The organism is Psychrobacter sp. AOP31-B2-9 (assembly GCF_052378005.1).
In the GTDB taxonomy this organism is placed as follows: Bacteria; Pseudomonadota; Gammaproteobacteria; order Pseudomonadales; family Moraxellaceae; genus Psychrobacter.
In genome coordinates, this window is the sequence record NZ_JBQSXG010000108.1 from 1 (window position 1) to 10,639 (window position 10,639).

Consider the following 10,639-nt stretch of genomic DNA (forward strand, 5'->3'; position numbering starts at 1 on the left):
GCAGCATGTTTTTAGAATAGACAAGGTATAGAGTAATACTCAAAAAAGCGCGCTATCGTTTGAGATAGCGCGCTTTTTTGGTTGTAGATAGATAAGGTTGTGAATATCAAACACGCCCTACTTTACGATTGGCTCATGGTTAATATGAATCACCCCTTGCACGCGGCAACAGCAGGGCAGGATTTCGTCTTCGTCAATCATGGCGAGTGGCTCAAACGGATAATCAATGCTGTGTGAGCTGGCAATGCATTTAACGCGGCAACTGCCACAATAGCCTTCGCGGCATTGATAATTGACATCATGCCCAGTACGCAATAGCCCATCGAGCAGACTTTCATTATCATGCAAATAGAACTTTTGCTTACTGGTCATTACCCACGTCATAATTTATCCTATTGGCGTTAATACGAACCTACTCAAAGCGTAGGTTAGCATTCACGCGCTACAGTACTGTTAAAACGTTAAAATAAAGCGTCTAGCGCTTATAGCTCAAAGTCATCAAAATCGCTGTCTGACAAGTCGGAGTCAATCTGACCGACTAAGTATGAGCTGATTTCTGTCTCTTGCGGCGCGACCTGTACGTTGTCAGATGATAGCCAAGTATTGATCCATGGAATTGGGTTTGATTTGGAGTTCGGGAACGCGGCTGGCAAGCCAACGGCTTCCATGCGCAAATTGGTAATATATTCGATATATTGGCACAGAATGTCTTTGTTTAGACCAATCATTGAGCCATCTTGGAATAGATAACCTGCCCATTCTTTTTCTTGCTCAGCAGCCTTACGGAATATTTCAATACTTTCTTCATAACACTCTGCGGCAATCTCGACCATCTCAGGATCGTCACGACCATTACGCATGAGATTAAGCATGTGCTGCGTACCAGTTAGATGCAGGGCTTCGTCACGAGCGATGAGCTTGATAATCTTGGCGTTACCTTCCATCAATTTACGTTCAGCAAAGGCGAATGAGCAGGCAAATGATACGTAAAAGCGGATGGCTTCTAGGACGTTGACGGCAACGATACACAGATACATCTGCTTTTTCAGTGATTTTAGATCGACGGTGATTTGCTCGCCATTGATGTTGTGCGTGCCAGCACCGTACAAGCTATAGAGCTGCGAGTTGCGATATAGCTCATCATAGTATTGGGCAATATCAGAGGCACGCTCTAAAATGTGCTCATTTTGCATGATGTCATCAAAGACAATGTTGGGATCGTTGACGATGTTACGAATGATATGGGTATAGCTGCGAGAGTGAATGGTCTCAGAAAACGACCATGTCTCAATCCATGTTTCTAGTTCAGGGATAGACACCAGCGGCAATAGCACCACGTTTGGACTACGACCTTGAATAGAGTCGAGTAGGGTTTGGTATTTGAGGTTGCTCAAAAATATGTGCTGTTCATGTGAGGACAGATTACTAAAATCGATACGGTCTTTTGATACATCAACTTCTTCTGGACGCCAAAAAAACGACAGCTGTTTTTCGATTAACTGTTCAAAGATAGGGTGCTTTTGTTGATCATAGCGTGCCACGTTGACTGGCTGACCAAAAAACATCGGTTCTTTTAGGGCATTGTTTGGCGTTTGAGAAAAAATTGAGTAGGTCATAAGACTGCCTTTATAATGGATACGGTGATAAATCTGTATGTAAAAATATTAGGTTATAGGGATGGATAGTAGAGTGTTATACACTCTAGTTATAAGTTCTCTAGCGATATTTGTTCTGGTGTCTGTCCATCATTCATATACGCTTTGAATATCTCACTCAGCTCACTATCATCGAGTGCTTCTAATTCATCTAGCGCACTCTTGCGTAGGGTGTCTGCATCAGCGTCTTCTGCTAAATTTTTTATACTTTTTTTGGCTCTCGACGCGGGTTTTTTGGCTGTTTTTGTTGTGCCTTTTTTGGCGACGGCTGCTGTTGGTGCTTCACTGATATCTAACTGCTGACGCACCGCTGCAATATCAACCTCGACTTGTACGATATGCGAGCCACCATCGTCTAGCTCTGAAAATACATTCGGGATAAACAAGCCACCGTCTTTGATGATTGCGGTATATTGCACATGACCTCCGTCGTTTTATTGTTTGTGTATTTCAATGATACGCCCTAAATTAAATACTCCATTTGATGCCTATCAGCGGATTTTCTTCAGCTTTTTGTTGCCAATACATCATCTTCTCATTATCTGCTTCAGTGCCTTTAGCGCTCAACTTTTTATAATACTTTTCTAGCCTATGAATGGCCAAACGACTGCCTTGATCAGCCAAGGCTTCAAGTTTAGGTAGCATGTTTTTAACACAATCAGCATCTGAGCTGTCAAAGTCCTCATCGATCATCATCGCTTCTGTTTCGATTGACCCTGCTTTTATGAGTAAATTAAAAACCTGAGTCGGATCGTCATTTGTCCAAAGCGGATTGGCCTTGCTGATGCCGCCATCTAAGGACATAGCCACACCTAGTATCAGCTCGTCCACATACTCTGGACGGGTAGTTTTATAATATTCAACCAGCTTTTCTAAGTAAGTGATGGCTTGATAGTCATCTTTTGGCACGTATTCGCCTAAGTAGTAATAGCCAAATAGGCTTATCAATTCTTTTACAGCCTCGCTTTGCGATAAAATGTCACCCATTGATAGAGCGCCTAGTATTTGGTCACTGTCTTCAAAATCGTAGTTAGCACCCGTCGGGCTGAAGCTACCAATATCAGCATTCATAAGGTATTCTTCAGCGAACTGACGCTTGAGCTGGATGTATTGGGCAGCTTCCTTATTTACGGTCACGGCAGCGTCACGTTTAATGACAGGATGGCTCAATGTTTCTCTATAGTAGTAGCCACATTGGTCACGTGTATTAACTGCTACTTCTTCATTATTTGTCGTTTCAGCATAACTGCTAGTCGCTAACACTAGCGCTGATAGTAGTAATGAGATTTTAAGGTTTTTCATAAACCATCCTTAGTGTTTTTGATATTGATTTGCTACGCTTTTTTCTCTATGTCTCGTTTTAACAAATAAGCATAACCTTTAGTCGTTACCCAAATTCCTAAAAAGGCAATCAGTGAAACGATGCCTATACTGACAAAAGCGGTGGGTAACACTTTTGGGTGAAATAGGGATATGAATAACTCTTGTTTGTCTTCATCCAGATAAAAGAAGTAAATGAGGACTAACGGTATCCAAGAAAAAGTAATAATGTTAAATATGCTTTTTCGAGCAAATACAAGCTGTTCATGCGCTGTCATCAATCGTTTTTGCTGCTTATAAAATAGGTGAGAGATCAATATCGATATACCGATAGAAATGATGCCTACCAGCCCTCCTGATATACCAAATACGTATAACACAGTGATGGTTGTCCAGAATAGGGCGCAAAGCATCAGTGAATATTGTTCTAAAGAAGGTTTCATTCTAGGCATAATATATTCTTTTATAAATTTTAGTGTTGGTTTGCTTAAGACATAGGGTGCATTCAACGTAACCCATAAAATAAACGATATTCGCTCTATGGTTGGCGCGTCGCCAGACTGTCATATACTTTGTTGTTTTCTCTTTTGCCAACTGCTAATACATAAACTACTACCACGTCATCTTTGACGGTATATACCAGACGATAACCTATGGTGCGTAATTTGATTTTATAAGTATTCGTGTGTCCAGAGAGTTTTGACGCAGGCACATGAGGGTTTGATAGTCGCTGCTGTAATTTTTTCTTAAACTGTTGCTGAATACTTGGCGCTATCTTTTTCCACTCTTTTAACGCTAATGGGTGAAACTCAAGACTATAAGTCATCTAAATCGACCTTTATAGGTGTTTGCCCATCATTTGACCGTGCGCTCACGGTTTGGCTGAGTGCCATATCGTCCATCGCTTCCATCATGCGCTCAAACACGTCTGATGACACTAAGTAAGCCACGGGTTTGTTGTGGTTTAAAATAGCAACTGATTCACCATCCGACTGTTTAATCAATGCAGAAGGATTGTTTTTTAGCTCTGAGATACTGGCTGTTTGTGTCGCAAATATTGGTTGCATAACGTATTCTCCGTTAAAATTAAGCTCTAAATATAGGGCTAATTTTAGCATGAAAATCCGGTCTTATTTGTTACTGTGTTCAATTTAAATATTTGGGGTAGCCAATCCCGCCTACCGCTTGTATCTGCTTTGCCCTGACGCAAGAGAAAACCTACGATTTTCTGAGAGCCATCGTCGTCAGCAGGATATCGCTATAGTCGCGGCTAAAAATCCTTGCTAGGGCGTCTTTCTTTTTTCTTAACAACTTTCTATGCTTTAAAGTAGGTTGGTGTCGAGGCACGAGACCCAACGTATTATTCAATTAAAATCGTTGGGTGTCGCAAGCTCCACCCAACCTACGCTTGATTAGCTTTCAAAACAACAATTTAAAAACCTTTTTAGCTTTCTATGCCTTTTACTACTTATCAAAGGCGCAAATTGTCTCATATTATCTGCACTAAATAACTTAAAGCCATCCGCAATAATACTATGAGCTTCACGAACACTATCGTTTAATTTTTCATTCTCTTTGATCACTTTGCTAAGTTCTTTGAGAGTTGTCTTGTCCTCATCAAAATCATTTAAACGATCAAGAGTTGTTTTGTTGTTTAGAATCATGGCTTTAATTTTGATTCTATTAGTAAGATAGTTTAGACCTTTCAAATCACCTAAGTTATCAGAAATGTAGAAAGGATTTTGAACGTCTTTTCCTGTTCTAACCTCTTCAAGCTCAATCTCAGGTTTTGTAGCTCTACGCTGTATTGCAATAATGGAGCTCTTACTATGTTTCATTTGTTCTAACTTGTCGTATAGTCTATCAAGACCTTCAGACTTTATAGCTCTATAAATGCTCTCAATCTTCTTCCAGTCAGTTTCTATTTCATTTAACTTTATATAATTTTCAGCAATACTCAATTTAGCTAACTTTATATTCTCAATTTTGTTTGAGTAATCAATCTCTTTGCTAAGTTTGTTGCTCAAGGACGTAAAGTTTTCTCCAAAATACTTCTTGCCACAGTCATTTCCTAAATTAGTCAACCTACCAGATTCAGTTTCAACAATACATCCAATATTATGAGGTGTGCGACAATTTGATAAACCGCATCTACCCTTATTTGGAAGTTCATATTTATTAATAACTTGCTTTAATTTTTCCTTCTTAGGATCTAATGAGTCAGTATATCCACTCATTTTATAAATATCATCCCAAGTATTAATTCTCAAAAAATGCTTTTTACTAACTGAAATATTCAAATTCTTATCCCTCTTAGCAACTTATACTTAATAGTGCTAAGGTGTCGAAGCACCCTAACACTAAACCATTGAGGTTAGACTAATAACCTATGCTATTTTTCTAGCACTAGCGTGTTCAATGTTTAAGTTTATGTATCCGTTAAGTCCATTTCCTATTCTAGCTAGCTCTATCATTTTGTTAACATGATTAGAACCAGTTATTGAATAGTTATACAGATACATACCACCTTTCTTAAAACGCACAATTATAAAATCGTTACCGACCTCATATGCGCCTATACCAGAGTTACCATCGATATCACGATATTTCTCCATGCTCACTTCTCCTGAGCTGAAACATTTGCGACTATCAATTCACGGTTTATTTGGACAAGGGGTAAGTTTTAAATTAGAATAGCAGCCTGTATGTGGAGTACTACTCTATTTTCTTACCACTTGTGGAAGTCGATAGTCTTAACTCCCTGATATTGAATATTGGCGTATTCAGTATCTCCGATGGCATTGGTGATTTATCATCAATGCCATTTTTATTTTCTTCTATCGTCTATTTCTTGTGCTACCCCCTTATACACACCTTTCATACCACTCATAAATTGACCTGTATTAGCATCTCTCTTAATTGAGTGTTCAGAGTTACTAGGATGCTTAATTTGAGTTCGACCTATCACTGAACCTCTGCGAGTATTACGTCCCGTATTCTTAGCCATGAGCTATTGACCTCTTTGTTTGATTAATTCGAGAAAAATTTACTTTTGTTACCGTGGTTTCACCTCCTTTGTCGACATAAACGTAATTATCACGTTCTCTGTATTTCAACAGAGAACGTGATACCTAAAAAACCCTAAATCTTACATGCACCGCCAGCACAATCATCTTCCATATCCGCTTGGGCATCATTCGCACCATCACGAGTGTTATGGTAGTACAACGTCTTCACACCCATCTTATAAGCGTTTAGCAAGTCTTTTAGCAATATCTTCATCGGTACACGGCCACCAGCATAACGAACAGGGTCGTAGTTAGTATTAGCAGAGATACTTTGATCGACGAATTTCTGCATGATAGCGACCAGCTTTAGGTAACCGTCATTGTTTGGCATTTGCCATAGTAGCTCGTACTGATCTTTTAGCTTATCAATCTCAGGCACGACTTGCTTTAAGATGCCATCTTTTGAGGCTTTGATAGAGACCAGACCACGTGGTGGCTCGATACCGTTGGTCGCGTTGGCGATCTGACTTGAGGTCTCAGACGGCATCAAGGCGGTTAGGGTAGAGTTGCGTAGACCGTGCTCGGTGATCTCGCCACGTAGCGTTTCCCAATCTAGATGTAGCGGCTCTTGGCAGATTTTATCCAAGTCGGCTTTGTACGTATCAATCGGCAAGATACCTTGTGAGTAAGTCGTCTCATTGAACGCAGGGCACGCGCCTTGCTCTTTTGCCAATTTGTTTGAGGCTTTTAAGAGATAGAATTGCAATGCTTCAAACGTTTGATGGGTCAGACCAAGCGCGCTGTCATCAGAGTAGCGTGCGCCATTCTTAGCTAAGTAGTAAGCATAGTTAATCACGCCCACACCGAGCGTACGACGACGCATGCTGCCGTTTTGAGCCGCTTTTACTGGATAGTCTTGATAATCGAGCAGGGCATCAAGCGCACGGACGATTAGCTCAGCTGGCTCTTCGATGTCGCTGACGTTTTCGACTTTACCCAAGTTGACCGCTGATAACGTACAAAGGGCGATTTCGCCTGCTTCGTCATTGATGTTATCCAGTGGCTTAGTCGGTAGGGCGATTTCCATGCATAGGTTTGACTGGCGAATCGGGGCAACGGCCGCGTCAAATGGGCTATGGGTGTTGCAATGGTCGACGTTTTGGATATAGATACGACCCGTGCTGGCGCGCTCTTGCATCATCAGGCTGAACAAGTCAGCAGCTGGGATCTGGCGGCTACGGACGTTAGGATCGTTTTCGTACTTAGTATATAGCGCTTCGAATTTGTCTTGATCTTCAAAGAACGCATCATACAAGCCTGGTGTGTCACCTGGTGAGAACAGCGAGATGTCTTGCCCTTTGATTAGGCGCGTGTACATGGTTTTATTTAACTGCACGCCGTAGTCCATGTGACGCACACGGTTGTCTTCGACACCGCGGTTGTTTTTGAGTACCAGTAACGACTCAACTTCTAAATGCCATAGCGGGTAGAATAGGGTCGCAGCACCACCACGTACGCCACCTTGTGAGCAGCATTTAACCGCAGTTTGGAATAGTTTATAGAATGGGATACAACCAGTATGCTGTGCTTCGCCGCCACGGATAGGGCTACCAAGGGCACGGATACGACCCGCGTTGATGCCGATACCAGCGCGCTGTGACACATAGCGTACGATGGCGCTGGTGGTCGCGTTGATAGAGTCTAGGCTGTCACCACATTCGATGAGTACGCACGAGCTGAACTGACGCGATGGGGTACGCACGCCTGCCATGATAGGCGTTGGCAGTGAGATTTTGAATTGTGAGGTTGCATCGTAAAAGCGTTTTACGAAATCAAGTCGATCCGACTTGTCATACTGGCTAAACAAGCACATACCGACCAGCATATATAAGAACTGCGGGCTTTCAAACACGGTCTTGTTGACACGGTCTTGGACGAGGTACTTACCAGCCATTTGCTCGACAGCGGCATACGCAAGGTTCATATCACGCCAATGATCGAGATATTCTTCTAACTCATCAAACTCAGCACGGCTATAGTCAGCTAGGATATGCTCGTCATACTTGCCAGCATCCGTCAGAGTTTTGACATGATCATACAGATGCGGAGGCGTGAATTTGTTATAAGCAATCTTACGCAAATGGAAGATGGCTAAGCGCGCGGCTAGATATTGATAATCAGGCGTGGTTTCAGAAATCAGGTCAGCAGCAGACTTAATGATGGTTTCGTGAATGTCACGAGTCTTGATGCCTTCATAAAACTGGATGTGCGACTTTAGCTCAACTTGTGAGACCGACACATTGTCCAAATCGTGAGCTGCCCACTCGATTACCTTATGAATTTTATCCAAATCAATAAGTTCTAATCGTCCGTCACGTTTGGTCACTTTGATTTTGTCGATATGTGTCATGCTGGCCTCTATTTTTGGTTGCTTATATTATTCGTCAAACGGTAAAGCCCGCTCAACGTTTTTTATCAAACTACTGCTAAAACTGCGTTGAATAATGGCGTTAGCTACTCTTTTTTAAGGCAAAAAACTGCCGATACCCGTAGTGATGACTAAAATCACTGAGCACTAGATGTAGCGTGTTTATTAATTGGTATACACAATATAGCGGGAATTTTTTGAAAATACTATATTGATTTTATCGAAATTATATGTTGTATCTGGAGAAGATGCTGCTGTTTTATCAGCAACTAAAGGTAGGATAAGGGCTAGCCAAGATTGGTTAAAAAATAAAATATTTTGTAAAAAATAGGTTGCACTTTTATTTTTATATCGTAGCTAAGAAATAGCGATTTATAGCTGTAAAAAGCTGAATAATAAGGGCGAAGATTGTACATCAAACCATAAAAAATCGCCACCCATATATTACTACTGATGAGTGACGATTCGGACGAAAAAGGAGCTATCGTTTTCTAAGCAATCTATAAAACCATGCGGACCGTTTTGGCATTATCCAGTGCGGCATAAAGTGCATTAACTTGCTCAGCAGCAGTTAGGTATAGATTGACGCGGGCTGAGTGAAAACGCCCCGTTCTTGATGGCTTGACTTCGATAGACGCCAAATCGAAATCAGGGAACTGACTACCTAAGATAAGTTTGACTTCGTTCAGCAGGCTCTCATGCTCGCCTTCATGACCAATGATGCTTAATGGGTAGTTCATTGGAAACTCCCAAAGCTCAGGGTTTTGAATATCCGTTTTTTTGCCTTTTATGACACCTTCATTGGGTGTTAAGTCTGTCATCTTCACTGCTTTTTTGGGATCATCACTCATGATGTATGTGCCTCGCTTTTATTAAAATGTTAGCTCCTAAGAGACTTATTGGCTATTTATAGTGGTGCTGATCTTATTATTCAAGTGCAGTCATAAGATACTGCTATGACTTGGAGTTAGAGTAGCCTATATTTTTTTACAGTTAGCTATTTGAGCATCAGCTGATGAATACTACTGTAAGTAGCTATTGATAGGAGTGATATCTGGCGGGATATCATTCTCTCCTAATGCTTCTAGCAAGTTGATTTCGATCGTGCGTGAGAGGGCAGTTAATGGTAATTGATTCGCCGCCAAACCAAAAGGTTCCTCTAGCTCTTCGCTGAGTGTATCCAGACCGAAAAACGTATAGGCTATCACCGCACATATTAATGGTGTCACCCAGCCTAATGAGGCCACCAAGCCAAACGGCAACATAATACAATACAGATAAGTTGTACGATGCACCAATAACATATAAGCAAATGGCAGAGGTGTATTGTGGATACGCTCGCAGGCTGCCAAGACTATCGTCATAGACGTCAAGCGCTCGTCCATGTTTTGTACCATCAGCTCTGACGATAGTTGCTGACGGCGTACCTCCCCAAGCTGTTTACCCATTAAGCGCATCAGGTAATCAGGCAGGTTTTTGGCTTGATGCATGGCTGTATGGTGTGTCGGCGCTACAAACGGTTCTATCTCTTGCCAAGGAGATGTACCACGCAGTCGATGGCGTACCGCATGTGTAAAGGCAATCGTCAGATGAATCATCGATCGCTGAGCCTCGCGTCCAGCCTGAGTGTCTTCATCTACAAAGGACAGCACTTGGCGAGTAAAACTACGGGCGTCGTACACCAGCTGGCCCCACAGGCATCGACCTTCCCACCAACGCTGGTAACTGGCATTGTTGCGAAATCCAAGAAACAGTGACAACGCGACCCCCAGCAATGTAAAGGGCGCTGTTCCGTAGGAAGGAAAAGTATTGGGAGACAGGTGCTGAACAATCGTAACGATAACGCTCAGTAGGGTGACAAGCAGAATCTGCGGATAAATTTTGGGAACGATTGAGCCGCGGAGGGTGAAAAATATCTTAAACGTATTGAGTTTCTGCCGGACAATCATGCAAGTTCCCTAGCGACGAAGTGTATAAATTCACTGTTACGTGTAGGGTATAATTCTAATATAGAATTAAAATCTGTAAAGCCCGAAAGTCTATAAATTTATTCAAACAGAAGAGTAGGGGAAATATTCAATATTGATGATTCGAATAGCCAAAAAAGGTAAATCCTGGTCAAAAGGGAGATTTTTTATTAATCCATTTTATGTATCTTAGATTAACACATGAAGTGCAATACCAAATGCAAGGTGAAAAAAAGACCTAGATGCGCTAGCATCAAAGTC

12 protein-coding genes are annotated in these 10,639 nt (G+C 41.7%); all 12 read right to left on the minus strand.

Annotation, left to right across the window (positions count from 1 at the left end; translation table 11 throughout):
- Positions 1–117: 117 nt before the first annotated feature.
- Complete coding sequence (yfaE, locus tag ACT3SX_RS11245; protein WP_192518713.1) at positions 118–384, minus strand: class I ribonucleotide reductase maintenance protein YfaE; 267 nt, start codon at positions 382–384, stop codon at positions 118–120.
- Between the two features lie 98 nt (positions 385–482).
- Positions 483–1,616 (minus strand): class Ia ribonucleoside-diphosphate reductase subunit beta, encoded by a 1,134-nt coding sequence (nrdB, locus tag ACT3SX_RS11250; protein ID WP_192520260.1) that lies wholly within the window; start codon positions 1,614–1,616, stop codon positions 483–485.
- Between the two features lie 89 nt (positions 1,617–1,705).
- Positions 1,706–2,074, minus strand: a complete 369-nt coding sequence (locus tag ACT3SX_RS11255; RefSeq protein ID WP_192520261.1) for a hypothetical protein — start codon at positions 2,072–2,074, stop codon at positions 1,706–1,708.
- 49 nt (positions 2,075–2,123) lie between these two features.
- Positions 2,124–2,957, minus strand: coding sequence for a hypothetical protein (locus ACT3SX_RS11260; RefSeq protein WP_442062779.1), 834 nt, complete (start codon positions 2,955–2,957; stop codon positions 2,124–2,126).
- A gap of 32 nt (positions 2,958–2,989) precedes the next feature.
- The gene (locus tag ACT3SX_RS11265; RefSeq protein WP_192520263.1) at positions 2,990–3,427 is read right to left on the minus strand and encodes an ABZJ_00895 family protein; all 438 of its coding nucleotides are present in this window, start codon (positions 3,425–3,427) and stop codon (positions 2,990–2,992) included.
- Between the two features lie 86 nt (positions 3,428–3,513).
- Positions 3,514–3,801 (minus strand): type II toxin-antitoxin system RelE family toxin, encoded by a 288-nt coding sequence (locus ACT3SX_RS11270; protein WP_192520264.1) that lies wholly within the window; start codon positions 3,799–3,801, stop codon positions 3,514–3,516.
- On the minus strand, positions 3,791–4,042 hold the full coding sequence (locus ACT3SX_RS11275) for a type II toxin-antitoxin system Phd/YefM family antitoxin (protein ID WP_192520265.1): 252 nt from the start codon (positions 4,040–4,042) through the stop codon (positions 3,791–3,793). The genes ACT3SX_RS11270 and ACT3SX_RS11275 overlap by 11 nt, the downstream gene beginning before the upstream one ends.
- Before the next feature lie 345 nt (positions 4,043–4,387).
- On the minus strand, positions 4,388–5,275 hold the full coding sequence (locus tag ACT3SX_RS11280; protein WP_192520266.1) for a hypothetical protein: 888 nt from the start codon (positions 5,273–5,275) through the stop codon (positions 4,388–4,390).
- 87 nt (positions 5,276–5,362) lie between these two features.
- On the minus strand, positions 5,363–5,590 hold the full coding sequence (locus ACT3SX_RS11285; RefSeq protein ID WP_192520267.1) for a hypothetical protein: 228 nt from the start codon (positions 5,588–5,590) through the stop codon (positions 5,363–5,365).
- 526 nt (positions 5,591–6,116) lie between these two features.
- Positions 6,117–8,393, minus strand: coding sequence for a class 1a ribonucleoside-diphosphate reductase subunit alpha (gene nrdA / locus ACT3SX_RS11290; RefSeq protein WP_192520268.1), 2,277 nt, complete (start codon positions 8,391–8,393; stop codon positions 6,117–6,119).
- A gap of 518 nt (positions 8,394–8,911) precedes the next feature.
- Entirely contained in the window at positions 8,912–9,232 is a 321-nt protein-coding gene (locus ACT3SX_RS11295) for a YbeD family protein (protein WP_192520269.1), read from the minus strand.
- A gap of 201 nt (positions 9,233–9,433) precedes the next feature.
- On the minus strand, positions 9,434–10,360 hold the full coding sequence (locus ACT3SX_RS11300) for a bestrophin family protein (RefSeq protein ID WP_192519071.1): 927 nt from the start codon (positions 10,358–10,360) through the stop codon (positions 9,434–9,436).
- Positions 10,361–10,639 lie beyond the last annotated feature (279 nt).

What these genes read in the sequence shown, in the direction of transcription:
- yfaE (WP_192518713.1), bottom strand. Translation starts at nt 384, where the DNA reads ATGACGTGGGTAATGACCAGTAAGCAAAAGTTCTATTTGCATGATAAT.
- nrdB (WP_192520260.1), bottom strand. Translation starts at nt 1,616, where the DNA reads ATGACCTACTCAATTTTTTCTCAAACGCCAAACAATGCCCTAAAAGAA.
- ACT3SX_RS11260 (WP_442062779.1), bottom strand. Translation starts at nt 2,957, where the DNA reads ATGAAAAACCTTAAAATCTCATTACTACTATCAGCGCTAGTGTTAGCG.
- ACT3SX_RS11265 (WP_192520263.1), bottom strand. Translation starts at nt 3,427, where the DNA reads ATGCCTAGAATGAAACCTTCTTTAGAACAATATTCACTGATGCTTTGC.
- ACT3SX_RS11270 (WP_192520264.1), bottom strand. Translation starts at nt 3,801, where the DNA reads ATGACTTATAGTCTTGAGTTTCACCCATTAGCGTTAAAAGAGTGGAAA.
- ACT3SX_RS11275 (WP_192520265.1), bottom strand. Translation starts at nt 4,042, where the DNA reads ATGCAACCAATATTTGCGACACAAACAGCCAGTATCTCAGAGCTAAAA.
- ACT3SX_RS11285 (WP_192520267.1), bottom strand. Translation starts at nt 5,590, where the DNA reads ATGGAGAAATATCGTGATATCGATGGTAACTCTGGTATAGGCGCATAT.
- nrdA (WP_192520268.1), bottom strand. Translation starts at nt 8,393, where the DNA reads ATGACACATATCGACAAAATCAAAGTGACCAAACGTGACGGACGATTA.
- ACT3SX_RS11295 (WP_192520269.1), bottom strand. Translation starts at nt 9,232, where the DNA reads ATGACAGACTTAACACCCAATGAAGGTGTCATAAAAGGCAAAAAAACG.
- ACT3SX_RS11300 (WP_192519071.1), bottom strand. Translation starts at nt 10,360, where the DNA reads ATGATTGTCCGGCAGAAACTCAATACGTTTAAGATATTTTTCACCCTC.